The following is a 17,994-nucleotide window of genomic DNA, read 5'->3' as shown; positions in this document are numbered from 1 at the left end:
AGCAGATGATCTTGCTGGTCGCCGAGCGCCGGCTCGGCCGGGCCGGCGAGACCGGGCTACCGGGCCGGGCGGATCTCGATCCCGACCTCGGCGGACAGCGCCGCGGCCATCGCCGGGACCGGGGCGCGGACGCCGGTGAAGTGCTCGAACTGACCGACGGCCTGGGCGACCAGCAGGTCCAGCCCCGACACGACCCGGCAGCCCCCGGCCTCGGCCGAGGCTGCGAGGGGGGTGGGCCACGGGTCGTAGAGCGCGTCGAAGTAGACCGCGCCGGGCCGCCATCGGGCCTCGGCGGCGAGTTGGTCGGTGACGCCCTTCGGCACGGTGGAGACCACCACGTCGGCGTCGGTGTGGCGCAGGGCGTCGGCCCAGTCTGCGCCGGTCAGCCGCAGGCCGAGCGCGTCGGCGGCCGGGCGCAGCTCGTCGATCGCCGACGCTCGCCGGGCCACCACGGTCACGGTGCCGGAGCCGAGGCGGGCGGCGGCTGCCAGGGCGGCCCGTCCGGTGCCGCCCGCGCCGAGCACGGTCACCCGGGCGCCGGGCCGGACGCCGGCCGCCGCCAGCAGCTCGGCCATCCCGGCGGCGTCGGTGTTGTCCGCGTACCAGGAGCCGTCGGGCCGGTGGACCAGGGTGTTCGCCGCGCCCATCGCGGCGGCGACCGGCGACACCTCGGCCGCGAGGGCGAGGGTCGCCTCCTTGCACGGCATGGTCACCGACAGCCCGGCCCACTCGGGGCCGAGGCCGGCGACCATGGCCGGCAGCTCCGCCTCCGCGCACTCGATCGTCGTGTACGACCACCCGGCGAGGCCGGCGGCGGCGTAGCCGGCGTTGTGGATCACCGGGGAGAGGGAGTGGCTGATCGGCTTGCCGACCACCGCCGCCCGCCGAGGCGTCGTCATCAGATGATCCCGGCCTCCTTGGCCTTCTTCTGGTTGCGCAGCTGCTCCTCGTACGTCTCGGCGAACTCGGAGTGCCCCTGCTTGTCGATCGCCACGAAGTAGAGCCACTTGCCGGGCGGCGGGTCCATCGCCCCCTCCAGGGCCTGCTTGCCCGGGTTGTTGATCGGGGTGGGGATCATTCCGCGCAGCTTGCGGTTGTACGGGTTCTTCTTGTTGTCCAGCTCGGCGGCGGTCATGTCCTTCGACCGCTTGCCCTCCTGGCCGATCGACTCGAAGTAGTAGTTGACCGTGACGTCCATCTCCAGGCAGTTGCAGTCGAACTCGCCGTACACCCGGTTGTAGGCCACCCGGGCGACCTTGCCGAGGTCGTCCTTGTTGCCCGCCTCGGCCTGCGCGAGGGACGCGACGATCAGCGCCTCGTACGGGCTGATGCCGCCGCGCTCCTCCTGGACCCGGTCGGCGAACTTCATCTCGACGGTGACGGCGAGGAAGTTCTCCACCATCAGGGTGAGGATGCTCTCGGCGGTGGCCTTCGGCGGGATCTCGTACGTGTCCGGGTAGAGGAACCCCTCGATCGACCTCTTGACCGGCTTGCCGTCGGTGCGCTTGAACCACCAGTCCGGCACGCCGAGCGCCTTCGGGTCCTTCGCGGCGGCCTCGAACTCCTTGACCGGGATCTCGGTCTTCTCCGAGAGGAGCTTGTAGACGCGCTTGGCGGTCGTCCCCTCGGGGATGGTGAGCCCGTTGACGACCTTGTTCTTCAGGTCCAGCAGCATGACCAGGGCCCGCTCGCCGCTCATCTGCTTGCGAACCTTGTAGGTGCCGGGCTGAATGTTCTTGCTGCGCGAGTTCGCCTCGGCCGCCTCGATGAACGCCTTGGAGCTCTTGACCACCCCGGCGGTGTAGAGCGCGTTGGCCATGTCGGCGAGCAGCGCGCCCTGCTTGATCTCCACCGTCACCTCGCCGGTGCCGGATCCGTCGTAGTCGGGGGTGACGAAGTAGCCCTGGATCCGGTCGAAGCCGTAGAAGGCCCCGCCGCCGATGACCCCGAGCAGCACGAAGGCCATGAGCAGGGCGAGGACGGTCTTGCCGCGGCCACCGCCCGACTCGCCGTTGCGCTTGCGCACATAGCTGCGCCGGTGCTTGCCCTTGTCACCACCCCGATCCGACTCGTCGAACCCGAGGTCCAGATCGTCGATCATCGCGTCCGCCTCCGCTGCGCTTCCAGCCAGCTCTGCAGGATCTCGACCGCAGCAGCCTGGTCCACCACCGCGCGTTGACGCTTCCCCCGGACGCCACGCTCGGCCAGCCTACGAGATGCCACCACGGTCGACATCCTCTCGTCGGTGAGCGTTACCGGAACGGGCGCTATTACATCAGCCAACCGGTCAGCGTACGCCTTCACGTTCCGCGCCGCCGGGCCGAGTTGGCCGGCGAGATTGACCGGAAGGCCGACCACGACCTCGACGCACTCGTGCTCGGCGATCAGCGCGGCCACCTCGGCCATGTCGCTCGGCACAGCGTCGGGGGCGGCGGTCAGGTCCCGGGCGAGGGTGACCAGCGGGGTCGCCAGCACCCCGTGCGGGTCCGAGCGGGCCACCCCGACCCGGACCTGCCCGACGTCCACCCCCAAGCGGACTCCGTGCCACGATTCGGTCATCAGTCCTTCACCTTGCCCTGGCACGAGTCAGGGCGAACCGGGACGGTCCGCCCTGACTCGACGTGCGATGCGCTCACGCGTCGGCGATCGCCTTCTCGACGGTGGCGAGCAGCTTCGGCGCCTCGGTGGCCGGCAGGCCGCCGCCCTGGGCGAGCTCGTCGCTGCCGCCACCCCGGCCGGAGAAGGCTGCCTTGACCAGGTCCTTCGCGGCCAATCCCCGGCTCCGGGCCGCGGCGTTCACGGCCACCACCAGAGACGCCTTGCCGTTCGAACGGGCCGCCACGGCCACCACAGCCGGCCGCGCCGGGTCGATCTTGCCACGGATCTCCTGGGCCAGGGTCCGCACGTCGTTGCCGGCCGCGCCCTCGGGCGCCTCGGTGCCGACGTACGCCACCCCGCGGACGTCCTTCGCCTGCCCGGCGAGGGCCGCCGCGCCACCGAGCACGAGCTGGGCGCGCAGCTTCTCCAACTCCTTCTCCGCGTCGCGGAGCTGGGTGACGGTCTGCTCCACCCGGTCGGCGACCTGGTCGCCGGGCACCCGGAACAGCTCGGCGAGCCGGGAGACCAGCAGGTGCTCGCGGGCCAGGAAGCCGAAGGCGTCCATGCCTACCAGGGCCTCGATCCGGCGCACCCCGGAGCCGACCGACGCCTCGGAGAGGATCTTGACGAGGCCGAGCTGCGCCGAACGGGCCACGTGGGTGCCGCCGCACAGCTCGCGGGCGTAGTCGCCGACCTCGACGACCCGGACCCGCTCGCCGTACTTCTCGCCGAACAGCGCCATCGCGCCGATCCGGCGGGCCTCCTCCTGGCTGGTGATGAAGGCGTGCACCTCCAGGTCGGCCAGGAGCACCTCGTTGACCTGCTGCTCCACGTCGTGCAGCACGCTGGGCGACACCCCGGTCGGGGTATTGAAGTCGAACCGCAGCCGGCCCGGGGCGTTCAGCGAACCGGCCTGGGTCGCCGACTCGCCGAGGAAGTTGCGCATCGTCTGGTGCACCAGGTGGGTGGCCGTGTGCGAGCGGGAGATCGCCCGCCGCCGGGTCACGTCGATCTCGGCGTACCCGGTCTCGCCGGCACGCACCTCGCCCCGGACCACCCGGGCCCGGTGCACGATCAGGCCCGGCACCGGCTGTTGCACGTCGAAGACCTCGACCTGCCCGCCGCCGACGGTGATCAGGCCCTGGTCGGGCTGCTGGCCGCCGCCCTCGGCGTAGAACGGGGTGGTGTCGAGCACCAGCTCGACCGTGTCGCCCTCGACCGCCGCGCCGACCTCGCCGCCGCCGGCCAGCACCGCGCGGACCCGGGACTCCCGGTTCAGCTCGGTGTACCCGGTGAACTCCACCGGCCCGCCCGCGTCCAGCACCGACCGGTACGCCGACACGTCGGTGTGCCCGGTCTTGCGCGCCCGCGCGTCGGCCTTGGCCCGGTTGCGCTGGTCGGCCATCAGCCGGCGGAAGCCCTCGGCGTCCACCGTCAGGCCCTGCTCGCCGGCGATCTCCAGGGTCAGGTCGATCGGGAAGCCGTAGGTGTCGTGCAGCTGGAACGCCTTGTCGCCCGACAGCGCCGCCTTCCCCGCCGACCGGGTCTCGGCGATCGCCGTGTCCAGGATCGTGGTGCCGGCGCGCAGCGTGGAGAGGAAGGCGTCCTCCTCGGCGTACGCGTACTGGGAGATCCGGTCGAACTCGGCCGCCAGCTCCGGGTACGACGGGGCCATGCAGTCCCGGGCCACCGGCAGCAACTCGGGCAGCGCCCGGTCCTGGTAGCCCAGCAGCCGCACCGACCGGATCGCGCGGCGCATGATCCGGCGCAGCACGTAACCGCGCCCCTCGTTGCTCGGGGTGACCCCGTCGCCGATCAGCATCAGCGCGGTGCGGACGTGGTCGGCGATCACCCGCAGCCGCACGTCGTCGGGGTGCGACTCGCTGGCCACGGGGCCGGAGTGCGCGCCGTACCGCTTGCCGGTCAGCTCGGCGGCCCGGGCCAGGATCGGCCGGACCTCGTCGATCTCGTAGAGGTTGTCGACGCCCTGGAGGATGGAGGCCATCCGCTCCAGGCCCATGCCGGTGTCGATGTTCTTCGCCGGCAGCTCACCGACGATCCGGAAGTGCTCCTTGCTGGTGACGTCGGCGATCTCGTACTGCATGAAGACGAGGTTCCAGAACTCCATGTACCGGTCCTCGTCGACCTCCGGCCCGCCCTCGCGCCCGTACTCCGGGCCCCGGTCGTAGAACAGCTCGGAGCACGGCCCGGCCGGACCGGGGATGCCCATCGACCAGAAGTTGTCCTTCCTGCCCCGGCGGACGATCCGCTCGGCCGGCACGCCCACGGAGCGCCAGATCCGGAACGCCTCGTCGTCGTCGAGGTAGACCGTCGGCCAGACGCGCTCCGGGTCCAGCCCGAAGCCGCCCTGCGCGACCGGCTTGGTGACCAGGTCCCAGGCGAGCGGGATCGCCCCGTCCTTGAAGTAGTCACCGAAGGAGAAGTTGCCGTTCATCTGGAAGAACGTGCCGTGCCGGCTGGTCTTGCCGACCTCGTCGATGTCCGGGGTGCGAATGCACTTCTGCACGCTGACCGCCCGGGGGTGGGGCGGGGCCTGCTGCCCCAGGAAGTAGGGGACGAACTGCACCATGCCGGCGTTCACGAACAGCAGGTTCGGGTCGCTGATGGCGGGCAGCGGAGCGGACGGCACCACGGCATGGCCGTTCGCCTCGAAGTGCGCGAGGTACCGCCGCTTGATCTCCGCCGTCTTCATCGCTGGTGATCCTCCGGAAAGATCTCTCGGTCGCCGATGCGCGGGTCCTCCCGCAGCTCGGTGAACTGGTCGTCGAACGCCTCGCCCCGGGCGAAGGCCTCGTGGATCTCCTGCTCCCGCTCGGCCATCCCGATCCGGACGTCCTCCACGAAGCTACGCAGCGACTCCACCAGACCGCCAGCGGATTGTGACAGGCCCCCGGCGATGCCGGCCGGCGTGTACGCCTGCGCGGTGCGGGTCGCCTTCCGGACCACCACCACGCCGACCGCCAACCCGATGCCCAGCCAGAACAGGCGCCTCATGATCTCATCCCTCCGTCGCCGGCCGGCTCAGCCGTTGCCGCGCTTGGCCGCGCGACGCTGCTGCTTGATGGTGTCGCGCACGTCACGCTCGGTCTCGGCGTTGCGCCGGGCGGAGGCGGCCCGCCGCACGCCGTAGCCGAACGCGGCCACCTTCACCAGCGGGTTCGCCGCGGCTGCGGAGACCACGGTGGCCAGGTTCGCCACGTTCGCCGTCACGTTCTGGGCGTGGGTGGTCATGGTGTCCACCTTGGCCAGTTGGAGGTTCACCCCGTCCAGCGAGGTCTGCACCTGCTCCAGGGCGGTGTTCACGTTCTTCACCGTGGTGTTGACGTCACCGAGCAGCGGCGCGGTGCGGTCGTTGAGGTCGTTGATCATCCGGGTCGTGGCGTCCACGGTGTGCCGCAGGCGCAGGATCGGCACCGCCAGCACGAGCACCAGCATCAGGAACGCGCCGGCCGCGATCAGCGCAGCGATCTGTCCACCATCCACGCATGTCCTCCTCAAGCAGAGTTCCGGGACCCGACGTCCCGGAACGCGCGGCCGTCATGCCCGCACCAGCGCTCGGCGACCCTCGGCGGGTCAGCGGGAGCAGGCGGGCCTGCCAGCCCCAGACCCTACCGTCAGTTATGAAACCCGGCTCACGACGGTGAGGGTGTCGACTCGCCGAGCGGATCCTCGCTCAGGGTCGGGAAGGGGTCCTCGCCGGTGAGTGACGGGTCGGTGCTCGGCTGCGGCCGGGTCCGCTCGTCGTCGATCGCGTTGCGGACCTTCACCGACACCAACGAGCCGGTGCACTCCCGCGCTGCGGGCGAGGCCTGCGGCGTCGGCGCGGGCGCGCCGTCGACCGGCGGCGGGACGCAGGTCGGCTCGCGCACCCACAGGTCGAGGGTCAACTCGTCGCGCCGCCAGCACGTGTACACGCCCTTCGCCTGCTGCTCCGGGCAGCGGCTCACCTTCCACGGCCGCCAGCCGTCCCCGGCCAGGGCACGCTCGTACACCTGCGTGGTCTCCTTCACCGGCCGCTCGGACTCGACGGTGCGCTCGCGCAGCCGGCACTCCGCCAGGCACCAGCGGCTGCCGCTGACGTTGTCGACGCTCTCCGTGGCCGCCCAGCCCGGCACGTCCAGCTCGTCCAGGGTGTCGAAGACCGGGTCGTGGCTCAACGCCCGGAGACCGAAGTAGAGCGGGATCGCGCCGAGCAGCACCAGGCTGACCAGGGCGAGCAGGCCCATCCGGAGCCGGCGGCGCTCCCGCATCCGCCGGCGCAGCTCCGAACGGGCACCGCGCAGGCCGCCGGGGCCCGCGGTGGCGGGGCCGTCGGGGTCGGCGGGGTCGGCGGACCGGCGCAGCGCCACCTCGCCCACGGTCTGCCCGACGGGCTCCGGCCCGGGTCGGCCGGCGGGGGCGTCGGTGTGGGGCACCGCTGCGGCGGCCCGGGCCACCGCGGGTGGCTGCTCGGGCCCGATCGGCGGCGGGCCGGCGGCGGGATCGCCGCGACCGGGTTCGCGCTGCGGCGAGGCGGCCCGACCGGCCACCCGGTCCTCCGGCCCGCCGTCGGGCCGGCCGACGGGGGCCGCCGCCCTGGCCACGGGGGGACGGGCAGCGGGGCCGGCGGGTCCGGCAGGGGCGTCGGGCGGGGTCGCCCGACCGGCCGGTGCAGCGGGGAGAGTCGCCCGCCCTGCGGGGGCACCGGGAGGGGTCGCCCGGCTGGCGGCACCGGGGCGGGCCCCGGCCTCCGGCGGGGTTCCCGGGGCGAACTCGGCGCCCGGGCGCGGACCGGCGGCGCCGGGCCGGACACCGGGGGCCGCACCCGGGGCGGGGGCCGCGCCCGGGCGCGGGGCGAGCCCTGTCGGACCGGCCGGCGACCGGCGCTCCTCGGGGACGGCCGCCCGGCCCGGGTGCGGTGCGTCGACGGGCGCGCCGGGGCGGGCGGCGCCCCGCGCCGGACCTGACGGCCGGAGCTGGCCGGTCCCGGGGTCGCGGGGCCCACGGACCTCGCCGGTGCCCGGCTCGCCCTGGACCCGTTCCCGGGGCAGCCGGACCTCACCGGCGACGCGTTCGTGCGGCGGCCGGATCTCGCCCGTACCCGGCTCCCGGGCCGGCCCGGCCTCACCGGGGCGGGGAATCACCGGCGGGCGGGGTGGGGTGGCGGCCCGGGCGGTGGCGGGCGGGCCGGAGTTCCCCGGCCCGGCGGCGGGCGCGGCACCCGGCCGGCCCTGGCCGACGGACGCCCGGCCGGCGTCACCGACGGCCCGGCGGGCGCCGGTCGGTTCTCCGACCGGCGGCACGGCGGCCGGGGGCGCGGGCGGCACGGCGGCCCGGTTGACCATCGGCATGGCGGGGTCGGTGGGGCTGCCGCGGCCGGCCTGGCGGAGCCACTCCGCCGGGCGCTGCGGACGGTCGCCCCGACCCGGCGTCGCCCCGGCCCGCTCGTCGGGGCCCTCGTCGGCCGGCCCGGCGGGGGTGGCGCGACGGCGCGCGGCGGCCTCGTCCGGGCCCGGCTCGGGCCGGCCTCGCCACGGCCCGTTCTCGCCCTGTGCCGCGGTCGGCGACGGACCGGCCGGCACCCCGGGCACCGGGGGGGCGTTGCCGCTGAGCGGGACGACCGGCGGCGGTTCCTCGGCGGCACGCCGGTGACCGGTCGGGCGGGCGACGGGCGGGACCGGCCCGGCGGCAGCACGGCCGGTCGGCTCGTCCGGCCCGGCCACGACGGGACCGCCGGGGACCCGGCCTGGGCGCTCTCCCGGCTCGTGCCGGGGGGAGTCTGCCGGGGCCGGGTGGGGCGTGCCGGCGACGGGAGGCTGCTCCGGCGCGGCGCGGTGCGGCGGGGGGGTCGAAACCGGGACGGCGCGACGCGCGGCGGCGGTGACCGGGGCGGCGGCCCGGCCGGCGGGCGGCGGCCCACCCGGGCCGACCGGCCAGCCGCCGGTCGGGGGCTGCCCTCCGCGTCCGGCCGGGCCCGGCGGGCGGGCGGGGTGTCCGGGGATGCCGGCCGCCGGCGCGGCGCCCTGCGGCCGAGGCTGGTCCCCCGGCGGGCCGCCCACCGGCCCGGCGGGGCCGGGTGGACGAGGCTGGTCGCGGGCCGGCTCCGGGCCGGCCTGCGGGGGCCGGGGCGCGGCGTCCGCCGGATACGGCGGCCGGGGCGCGGCGTCCGCCGGGTACGGCGGCCGGGGCGCGGCGTCCGCCGGGTACGGGGGGCGGGCCGGCTGCGCCGCGGGGTACGGCGGGCGGGCCGGATCGGTCGGTGCTGTGGACGGCGGGGTCGGGCCCTGAGCCGGGCGGACCGGCGGGGCCGCCGGTGGCGGGGGCGTGCCGCGCGGCGGGCGGGGCGGCTCGGCCGAGGCGGGGCGGCGGCCAGGCTCCGGCGAACCGGGCCACGGCCCGTCGACCGGGCGGGGCCGGGCGGGACCGGGTTCACCGCCGCGCACCGGGGGCGTGGCCGGCGGCCCGGCCGGGCCGCGCCGGGCCTCCGGGTCGGGGCGGCCCGGCGGCGGGACCGCGCCGGGCGGGAGGCCGTCCGGGCCCAGCTCGGCGCGCTGCTGCTTGGCGGACCGCAGGTCGTCGATCCAGCCGAACTCCTCGCCGCTCACCGGCTCCTCGGGCTCGCTGTCGGGTCGGCCCCGCCCCCACCGGCGCCCCTTGGCGCGCTGTTCGCGCCGCTCGTCGGGGCCGTCCTCCGGTCGCTCCGAACCACGGGATCTCACTGCTGGCCCTCCCCGACGGCGTCAGCGCCGTCCTCGTCCGCCACGGTGGCGTGCCCGTTGCCCGACGGGTGGCGGCCGTTCCCGGCGAGGGCCGGCGCGTCCGGACGTGCCGGGGCGGGCAGTCCCCGGACGATCCCGCGCAGCAACGGCAGCCGGCTGGCCACCGACCGCTCGGCACCGTGTCCGCTGGGACGGTAGTAGTCGGCCCCGACGAGGTCGTCCGGAGCGTACTGCTGGGTGACGACCCCTCGGGGGTCGTCGTGCGGGTAGCGGTAGCCCACGCCGTGGCCGAGCCCTCGGGCCCCGGAGTAGTGGGCGTCGCGCAGGTTGCGGGGCACCGGCCCGCCCCGCCCGGCGCGGACGTCGGCCATGGCGGCCCCGATCGCGCTGGTCGCCGAGTTGGACTTCGGCGCGGTGGCCAGGTGGATCACCGCCTGGGCGAGGTTGAGCTGGGCCTCGGGCAGGCCGACGAACTCGACCGCGTGGGCGGCGGCGGTGGCCACGCCCAACGCGGTCGGGTCGGCCATCCCGACGTCCTCGCTGGCGAAGATGACCAGGCGGCGGACGATGAACCGGGCGTCCTCACCAGCCACCAGCATCCGGGCCAGCCAGTGCAGCGCGGCGTCCACGTCGGAGCCGCGCATGCTCTTGATCAGGGCGCTGGTGATGTCGTAGTGGGCGTCACCGGCCCGGTCGTAGCGCACTGCGGCGACGTCCACCGCCTGTTCGGCGGTGGCCAGCTCGATCCGCTCGGCGCCCAGCGCGGTCGCCGAGGCGGCGGCCGCCTCCAGCGCGGTCAGCGCCTTGCGCACGTCGCCGCCGGCGAGGCGGACGAGGTGGTCCTCGGCCTCGGTCTCAAGGGCGAGCGTGCCGGCAAGGCCGCGGGGGTCGGTGACCGCGCGGCGCAGCAGGCCGCGGACGGCGGCGTCGTCCAGTGGCTGGAGGGTGAGCAGCACGCACCGGGACAGCAGCGGCGAGATGACCGAGAAGTACGGGTTCTCGGTGGTCGCCGCGAGCAGGGTGACCGTGCGGTCCTCGACGGCGGCGAGCAGCGAGTCCTGCTGGGTCTTGCTGAACCGGTGCACCTCGTCGATGAACAGCACGGTAGGCGGGCCGCCCGAGCGGCGCTGCCGGCGGGCGGCGTCGATCACCGCGCGGACGTCCTTCACCCCGGCGGAGAGCGCCGACATCGCCACGAAGCGGCGGTCGGTGGCCCGGGCCACCAGGTGGGCGATGGTGGTCTTGCCGCTGCCCGGCGGGCCCCAGAGGATCACCGACATCGGGGTGACGCCGCCGACGAGCTGACGTAGTGGGGCGCCGGGAGCGAGGAGGTGGTCCTGCCCGACGAGCTCGTCGATGCCGGCCGGACGCATCCGGACGGGCAGGGGCGAGTCGGCCGACACCGGGGTGAAGCCGTCGACGCCGACGGAACCCGTGGGGGCGCTGGGCGCCCCGGCAGGCGCGCCGAGGGAGAAGAGGGCGTCGGACTCCATCAGAAAGACACTACCGGGCCGGGTCCGCGCCGCCGGAACTGCGGCGCGGGCCCGGCCCGGAGTGATCGATTCCGGTCAGCCTCGGCCGGGGCGCCGACCCCGGTACCAGCGGCCGCCACCACCACCGCCACCGCCGCCGCGCGGGCCGTTGCCGACGCCGGCCAGGTAGAGGGAGAGCAGCAGCAGACCGAGCATCAGCAGGGTGTGCACGTTGAACAGGTCCGGCGCGCCGAAGTTGGTGTCGAGCAGATCGATCAACAGGGCGAAGCCGAAGACGATGGCCGCGAGAATGGCGAGCATGTCGGTCCTCCGGTGGGGGGTTCACAGTAGGTCGCAGCGTGATGTACCCAACCGGTCCGGTCGCCAATCTCCACCATGGATGGGCGTCCCGCACAGGTCAGCCACCGGCCGGGCCCGGATGGCTTCCAGGCTGGCGACATGATCACCGCCGACGAGACCCTGGAGGGACGGGCCGCGATCTCGACGCCTCGATGGCTGAGGCCCCCGTGCTACCGGCCGGGGTCGGCGGCCCCGGCGGACACGGCGACCGGCCCGGCGGGATCGGGCGCGGACCCGGGGGCGCGGGGCGGGGTCGCGCGACGGGCGGCCCGCCAGGCCGGCAGGTAGAGCGGCGCGGCCAGGGCGAGCACCACCGCGCCGACCAGCAGCGCCGTGCTGACGTTGGTGCGGTCGGCCAGCACGGTCAGCGTCACCGCGCCCAGGGCTCCGGCCGGCTGGCCCATCATCGAGTTCAGCGAGAGCACGCTGGTCCGGTACGGGCCGTCGACCTGCCGGTGCAGCAGCCCCAGGTGCAGCGGGTTCGACGCGCCGTGCACGGTGTAGCAGGCCAGGTACGCCACCAGCACCCCGACGGGGCCGGCGAACAACCCCATCCCGACCACGGTCGCGCCCTGGAGGATCCGCAGCAGCGCGGCGCCGGGTGCCGCCCCCGGCCAGCGCAGCAGCAGCGGGGTCAGCGCGGCCCCGGCCGCCGAGGCGAGCCAGGCGGCGGAGCTGGCGGGGCCGAGCAGCGCGGCGGCCCGCTCGGGGTCGCCGACCACCTCGGCGAGCCGGACCGGCAGCAGCGACTCGAAGGTGACCATGCCGAAGCCCCAGAACAGCTCCACCGCGACCAGGGCGAGCAGCACCCGGGAGCGGCGCAGCAGCCCGAACGCCTGCCCGACCATCCGGGGCGCCTCGGCGACCGACGCGCGCAGCGCCCCGGATCCCCGGCCGGGCCGGGCCTCGACCACCAGCGCCAGCAGCGCGACCAGCGCCACCGCCTGCAACGCGAAGGCGGCCAGCACCGGCACGGTCAGCGCGCTCACCGGGCCGACCGGGCCGAGCGCGATCAGGCCACCGCTGAGCAGCGCGCCGCCGGCGATGGCGACGCCGGCGACCGTGCCGGCGTGGCCGAGGCCGCGCTCGTACTCCGCGTCCGGATCGGCCGCGAGGGTGGCATCGACGTACCAGGACTCCAGGGGGCCGCTGTCGAGCGCCCGGTAGGCCCCCTGCACCGCGAAGACAAGGAAGAACAGGGCGACTGAGTCGGCGACCGCGAAGAGCGCCAGGGAGACCAGGTTGAGCACCCCGGCGGCGACCAGCACCGGCTTGCGGCCCAGCGCGTCGGCCACCCCGCCGGTGGGCAGCTCCAGCGCCAGCACCACCAGGCCCTGGGCGGTGACGGCCAGGCCGATCTGGGACAGCGACAGGCCGCGCTCCTGCATCAGCAGGATCATGACCGGGATCAGCAGGCCGGTGGGCAGCCAACGCAGGCCGTAGAGGGCCAGGTAGCGGAACCGGACCTGGCGCACGGTGAGGGCGCTCACCGGGCCTTACCGATCATCGGGTACGCGGCCAGGAAGACGTGCACCGGCTGGGTGTCCGGCTCCTCGGGGACGGACTCCTCGCGGTAGCGCATGAGGACCTGCCACACCTCCGCTTCGAGCGCCTGGAGCCGTTCCGGTCCCAGGTGGAGCAGGGCGTCACTCATGCCGGCGGCGTCCCGCCACGCGGGCGACCGGTCCTGGCTGGCCGTGAACCACCGCTCGGCCTGCTCGACGAGCAACCGCACCTGGTCTCCCTGGATCCACTCGATCGCGGCCCGGGCGTCCGGGTCGTCGTCGAAGTCCGTCGACTCCCAGTCGGTCACGTCGTGCGCGGCGCGCCACCAGCGCTGCCGGCCGGTGGCCCGGTCCGGGTCCTCCACGACCAGCCCCACCTCGGCGAGCTGCCGCAGGTGGTAGCTGGTGGCGCCGGTGTTGGTGTCGAGCTTCGCGGCGAGGGTCGTGGCGGTCGCCGGGCCGTCGACCCGCAGCGCGCCGAGCAGCCGCAGCCGCAGCGGATGCGCGAGCACCCGCACCTGTCGATGATCCAGCCGGACGGCGCTGGGCGCTCCTGGCGAGGTTTCGCTGTCCATGCCTGCACAATATCCGTGCACACTTTCTATGCACAATACCTGTGCATAGAAAGTGTGCACGTTCCGACAGCGGGAGCGGGGACGGTCAGGGGGCGAGGAGTTCGGTGATCCCGCGCAGGCGGACGCGCAGCAGGCCGGCGGCGCGGGAGCTGTCGAGGCGTACCTCGATGGGGCGGACCAGGCCCGACGCCGCGCTGGTGGCGGTCCTCAGGCCGGCCGGATCGATGCCATACCGGCGGGCCACCAGCAGCCCCAACTCGGCGCGGCTGACCGCCTCCGGGCCGGCGACGTTGAGCAGGCCGGCGTGGTCGCCCTCCACCAGCTCCAGCACGGCGGCGGCCAGGTCGGACACGTCGATCGGGCAGCGGGCCTCGTCGGTGAACAGGCTCGCCCGGCCGGCCAGGGCGTCCAGGCAGAGCCGGATCTGGTTGCTCCGCTCGTCGCCCACGATCAGCGAGGTACGCACCAGCGCCGCCCCCGGGTCGACGGCCCGCACGGCGGTCTCCGCCGCCGCCTTCGCCGCCCCGTACGCGAAGACCGGGGTGGGCACCTCGTCGTCGGCGTACGGCTCGGGCCGGCCGGCGTGCAGCGCGTCGCTGGACAGGTGCACCAGCCGGGCCCCCGCCTCGGCGGCGGCGTACGCGACGTGGGCCGCGCCGTCGGCGGTGACCGTCCAGTCGTCGTACCGGTAGGGGGTGCTCACCACGGCGGCCGGCCGCACCGCCGCGACCAGCGCGCGCACGGCGGCCCGGTCGGTCACGTCGACCCGACGCGCCTCGACCCCGGCCAGCTCGACGGGGTTGGCGTGGTACGTGCCGACCACCCGCTCCCCCGCCGCGACGGCCTGCCGACACACCTCGGCGCCGAGGTACCCGCTGGCACCCACCACGAGCAGCGTCACGCGCTCCCCCTCTCACGGCGGCGGGGCGCCACCTCGGTGACGCCCCGCCGACCCTGCGGAAAGACCGCCTCAGACCGGGTCCGCCACCGGGGCGGCCGGGCCGGCGGTGCCGGTGTGCGCGGCGGCGGCCGACTTCGGCTTGGCGTCGATGCCCGCCTCGGCGCGCTGCTGCCCGGTGATCGGGGTCGGCGCGCCGGTCAGCGGGTCGAACCCGCCCCGGGTCTTCGGGAACGCGATGACCTCGCGGATCGAGTCCGCGCCGGCCAGCAGCATGCAGACCCGGTCCCAGCCGAACGCGATGCCGCCGTGCGGCGGGGCGCCGTACTTGAACGCCTCCAGCAGGAAACCGAACTTGTCCTGCGCCTCCTCGGGGGTGATGCCGAGCAGGTCGAACACCCGCTTCTGCACGCCCCCCCGGTGGATACGGATGGAGCCGCCACCGATCTCGTTGCCGTTGCAGACGATGTCGTACGCGTACGCGAGGGCCCGGTCCGGGGCCTCCTCGAACCGGTCGACCCACTCGGTGTTCGGGGAGGTGAACGGGTGGTGCACGGCCGTCCAGCCGCCCTCGTCCGTCTTCTCGAACATGGGCGCGTCGACCACCCAGCAGAACGCCCAGGCGGACTCGTCGATCAGCTTGGCCCGCTTGGCGATCTCGATCCGGGCCGCGCCGAGCAGCTCCTGCGCCTCCCGGGTGGCCGTGCTGGCGGCGAAGAAGACCGCGTCGCCCGGCTTCGCGCCGACGGCGTCGGCCAGCCCGGCCAGGTGCTCGGCGGAGAGGTTCTTCGCCACCGGGCCGCGCGCCTCACCGGTCTCGGCGTCGAGCACCACGTACGCCAGGCCCCTGGCCCCGCGCGCCTTGGCCCAGTCCTGCCAGCCGTCCAGCTCCTTGCGGCTCTGGCCGGCCCCGCCCGGCATGACGACCGCGCCGACGTACCCGCCCGCGTCGATCGCGCCGGCGAAGACCCGGAACGCGGTGCCGCGCAGGTAGTCGGTCAGCTCGGTCAGCTCGACGCCGTAGCGCAGGTCGGGCTTGTCGGAGCCGTACCGGGCCATGGCGTCGTGCCAGGTGATCCGCGGGATCGGCCGGGAGATCTCGTGGTCGGCGAGGTCCTTCCACAGTGCCGAGACGATCGCCTCGCCGAGGTCGATCACGTCGTCCTCGGTGACGAAGGACATCTCGATGTCGAGCTGGGTGAACTCCGGCTGCCGGTCGGCGCGGAAGTCCTCGTCCCGGTAGCAGCGGGCGATCTGGTAGTACCGCTCCATGCCGCCGACCATCAGCAGCTGCTTGAACAGCTGCGGGGACTGCGGCAGGGCGTACCAGCTGCCGGGCTGGAGGCGGACCGGGACCAGGAAGTCGCGGGCGCCCTCCGGGGTGGACCGGGTCAGCGTCGGGGTCTCGATCTCCAGGAAATCCCGGTCGTGCAGCACGCCCCGGGCGAGCTGGTTGGCCCGCGAGCGCAGCCGCATCGCCTTCGCCGGGCCGCCCCGGCGCAGGTCGAGGTAGCGGTACTTGAGCCGGATGTCGTCGCCGGCCTCGATCTGGTCGTCGACGGGCAGCGGCAGCGGCGCGGCCTCCGAGAGCACCTCCAGCTCGCTGGCGGTCACCTCGACCTCGCCGGTGGGCAGCTCCGGGTTCTCGTTGCCCTCGGGGCGGCGGGTCACCTCGCCGGTCACCTTCACGCAGAACTCGTTGCGCAGCGCGTGGGCGTCCTCCTCACGGAAGACCACCTGGACGATGCCGGAGCCGTCGCGCAGGTCGACGAAGATGACACCGCCGTGGTCGCGCCGGCGGGCCACCCACCCGGCGAGCGTCACCGTGGTGCCGGCGTCCGTCGCGCGCAGGCTGCCGGCGTCATGGGTACGGATCACGGCTTGCGTCTCCCTCGTCTGCTGTCGGTCTGCCCCCGCATTCTGTCAGGGCGCCCCGCCCCCCGCCGCCACCGGGCGGCCGACGGCACCCGGACGGCGCCGCCACCGGGCGAGCCCGGCGCACGCCGGCCGGGCCCCGTCCCGCGCCGCATATGGCGGTCGCGAGGCACGCCCGCGTACCGTGTGGCGGTGCGCGCCGTACCCCGCTGGGCCCTGCTCTCCTCCGCCGCCGCCCCGGTGTTCCTGATCGGCGGCTGGACGCTCGCGGCGATCCGGCAGCCGGGCGGCTTCGACCAGGTGGGCGACACGATCAGCGCGCTCGCGGCGGTCGACGCCGCAGACCGGTGGATCATGACCGTCGGGCTGCTCGGCCTGGGGCTGTGTCACTGCGTGACCGCGGCCGGGTTGCGGGCGGCGCGGCCCGCCGGCCGCCTGCTGCTCGCCCTCGGCGGGGTGGCCACGCTGGCCGTGGCGGCCCTCCCGCTGCCGGCTATGAGCGGCACGTCCGCCCCGCACCGCGCCGCCGCCGTGGTCTCCTTCGGCGCGCTGGCGCTCTGGCCGGCCCTCGTGGCACCCACGCGCCGCCCGCCCGGCACCGCCGCCGCGGTGCCGGCGTCCCACGGTACGGCCGCGGCGGCGCTGCTGCTGGGCCTGGTGGGCTGGTTGCTCGTTGAGCTGGTCGGCGGCGGCGCCCGGCTCGGCCTGGCCGAGCGGGTGGCGGCCGGGGCCGAGGCGCTCTGCCCGCTGCTGGCGGTGCTGGCCCTCGGCGGTGGCCGACGGCGGGCAGGTGCTTCACCGTGACCGGCCCTCGGCCGGCGCCCGGGCGCGCCCGCCGGTCGCCGGCCTCCCGGTACGCCGGAAGCGGGCCGCCGGGAGTCCGGCGACCCGCTTCGCGGGGAGTACGAACGGATCAGATGATGCTGACCCCGTAGACGCTCATCGGCTCGGTCACCGGCTGGAAGAACGTGGTGCCGCCGGAGCTGCAGTTGCCGCTGCCACCAGAGGTGAGGCCGACGGCGCTGCTGCCGCTGAACAGCGAGCCGCCGCTGTCGCCCGGCTCGGCGCAGACGTTGGTGCGGATCAGGCCGGAGACGCTGCCCTCGGCGTAGTTCACCGTGGCGTTGGTCGCGGTCACCGAGCCACCCTTCAGGCCGGTGGTGCTGCCGGAACGCTGCACGCTCTGGCCGACGTACGCGTTGGCGGCGCCGGTGACGTCCCGGTAGCTGCCGTTGTAGAGGGAAACGTTGCCCGTGGCGTTGGCGGAGTTGCTGTGCCGCACGATGCCGTAGTCGTTGCCCGGGAAGCTGGTGCCGGCGCGGGTGCCCAGCACGCTGGTCTGGCCCGAGTTCGAGTACCAGGTCGAGGCGATGTTGGTGCAGTGCCCGGCGGTCAGGAAGAAGGTCGTGCCCGCGCTGTTGCGGACGTTGAAGCCGAGCGAGCAGCGGCCGCCACCGGCGGCGTAGATCGCCTGGCCGCCGGAGATCCGGGTGCTCAGCACGCCGGCCTCGGCCTCGACGCGCACGGCGCCGCCGGTCCGGGCGGCGGCGGCCTTGACCTGCTCCAGCTTGGCGCCGGTGACGGTGCTGTCGACGGAGACGACGACCTGGTTGGTGACCGCGTCGGTCCACCAGGCGGTGCCCGGGATCTTCGCCGAGCGCTCCAGCTCGGCGGTCGCCCGGTTGAGCTCCACGGCGCCCCGCTTCACGACCTTCGCGGTCGCGCCGGAGGCGCGGACCTGACGGGCGGCAGCCTCGTCGGTCACGGTGACGATCATCTTGCCGCTGGCGTCGGCGTACGTGCCGGCGGAGCGGTCACCGAGCCGCTCGGCCAGGGTGGCCGCGGCGTCGGGCGAAGCGGGTGAGGGCGCGGCCTGGGCGGGCGCGCCGATCAGCGCGCCGGCGACCAGGGTTCCGGCTGCGGCTACGGACGCGGCGCGGAGGAGCGATGACCTCGTGGGTCGCATGTAACAACCTCCCGGAAGGGGGTGAC

15 protein-coding genes are annotated in these 17,994 nt (G+C 75.1%); 1 reads left to right on the top strand and 14 read right to left on the bottom strand.

Annotated elements, in window-relative coordinates; translation table 11 throughout:
* Positions 1-56 precede the first annotated feature (56 nt).
* From OG617_RS25340 to aspS, 13 genes are all read right to left on the bottom strand, one after another.
* A complete protein-coding gene (locus tag OG617_RS25340; protein ID WP_405095461.1) occupies positions 57-899 on the bottom strand; it encodes a shikimate dehydrogenase in 843 nt (280 codons plus the stop codon).
* Positions 899-2,101: an endolytic transglycosylase MltG gene (gene mltG / locus OG617_RS25335; RefSeq protein WP_405095460.1), complete on the bottom strand. Its 1,203-nt coding sequence runs from the start codon at positions 2,099-2,101 to the stop codon at positions 899-901. Before mltG ends, OG617_RS25340 begins: the two co-directional genes overlap by 1 nt.
* Positions 2,098-2,559 carry a Holliday junction resolvase RuvX gene (ruvX, locus tag OG617_RS25330; protein ID WP_396683894.1) on the bottom strand — a complete coding sequence of 154 codons (462 nt, stop codon included), beginning with the start codon at positions 2,557-2,559 and terminating at the stop codon, positions 2,098-2,100. The genes mltG and ruvX overlap by 4 nt, the downstream gene beginning before the upstream one ends.
* A gap of 73 nt (positions 2,560-2,632) precedes the next feature.
* Positions 2,633-5,311 carry an alanine--tRNA ligase gene (gene alaS / locus OG617_RS25325; protein WP_405095459.1) on the bottom strand — a complete coding sequence of 893 codons (2,679 nt, stop codon included), beginning with the start codon at positions 5,309-5,311 and terminating at the stop codon, positions 2,633-2,635.
* Positions 5,308-5,613: a hypothetical protein gene (locus OG617_RS25320; protein WP_405095458.1), complete on the bottom strand. Its 306-nt coding sequence runs from the start codon at positions 5,611-5,613 to the stop codon at positions 5,308-5,310. The genes alaS and OG617_RS25320 overlap by 4 nt, the downstream gene beginning before the upstream one ends.
* 27 nt (positions 5,614-5,640) lie before the next feature.
* Positions 5,641-6,102, bottom strand: a complete 462-nt coding sequence (locus OG617_RS25315; protein WP_161691421.1) for a DUF948 domain-containing protein — start codon at positions 6,100-6,102, stop codon at positions 5,641-5,643.
* Between the two features lie 149 nt (positions 6,103-6,251).
* Positions 6,252-6,869, bottom strand: coding sequence for a hypothetical protein (locus tag OG617_RS25310; protein ID WP_405103946.1), 618 nt, complete (start codon positions 6,867-6,869; stop codon positions 6,252-6,254).
* A gap of 2,444 nt (positions 6,870-9,313) precedes the next feature.
* Positions 9,314-10,810 (bottom strand): replication-associated recombination protein A, encoded by a 1,497-nt coding sequence (locus OG617_RS25305; protein ID WP_405095457.1) that lies wholly within the window; start codon positions 10,808-10,810, stop codon positions 9,314-9,316.
* Positions 10,811-10,885: 75 nt separating this feature from the next.
* The gene (locus tag OG617_RS25300) at positions 10,886-11,110 is read right to left on the bottom strand and encodes a hypothetical protein (RefSeq protein ID WP_396683886.1); all 225 of its coding nucleotides are present in this window, start codon (positions 11,108-11,110) and stop codon (positions 10,886-10,888) included.
* A 209-nt stretch (positions 11,111-11,319) separates the two neighbouring features.
* The gene (locus OG617_RS25295) at positions 11,320-12,639 is read right to left on the bottom strand and encodes an MFS transporter (RefSeq protein ID WP_405095456.1); all 1,320 of its coding nucleotides are present in this window, start codon (positions 12,637-12,639) and stop codon (positions 11,320-11,322) included.
* Positions 12,636-13,229, bottom strand: a complete 594-nt coding sequence (locus OG617_RS25290) for a helix-turn-helix domain-containing protein (protein ID WP_405095455.1) — start codon at positions 13,227-13,229, stop codon at positions 12,636-12,638. The genes OG617_RS25295 and OG617_RS25290 overlap by 4 nt, the downstream gene beginning before the upstream one ends.
* Positions 13,230-13,314: 85 nt before the next feature.
* Entirely contained in the window at positions 13,315-14,130 is an 816-nt protein-coding gene (locus tag OG617_RS25285; RefSeq protein ID WP_405095454.1) for a sugar nucleotide-binding protein, read from the bottom strand.
* A gap of 69 nt (positions 14,131-14,199) precedes the next feature.
* Positions 14,200-16,005, bottom strand: a complete 1,806-nt coding sequence (gene aspS, locus OG617_RS25280; protein WP_405095453.1) for an aspartate--tRNA ligase — start codon at positions 16,003-16,005, stop codon at positions 14,200-14,202.
* Positions 16,006-16,194: 189 nt separating this feature from the next.
* Between aspS and OG617_RS25275 the strand changes: the two genes are divergently transcribed.
* A complete protein-coding gene (locus tag OG617_RS25275; RefSeq protein WP_405095452.1) occupies positions 16,195-16,806 on the top strand; it encodes a DUF998 domain-containing protein in 612 nt (203 codons plus the stop codon).
* Between the two features lie 109 nt (positions 16,807-16,915).
* Here OG617_RS25275 and OG617_RS25270 read toward each other — a convergent pair whose 3' ends face one another.
* Complete coding sequence (locus tag OG617_RS25270) at positions 16,916-17,968, bottom strand: S1 family peptidase (RefSeq protein ID WP_405095451.1); 1,053 nt, start codon at positions 17,966-17,968, stop codon at positions 16,916-16,918.
* Positions 17,969-17,994 lie beyond the last annotated feature (26 nt).

The sequence above is a fragment of the Micromonospora sp. NBC_01412 genome (assembly GCF_045040215.1).
Taxonomy (GTDB): domain Bacteria; phylum Actinomycetota; class Actinomycetes; order Mycobacteriales; family Micromonosporaceae; genus Micromonospora; species Micromonospora rubida.
The sequence above is the reverse complement of the archived record's forward strand: the minus strand, read 5'-3'. Positions and strand labels throughout refer to the sequence as shown.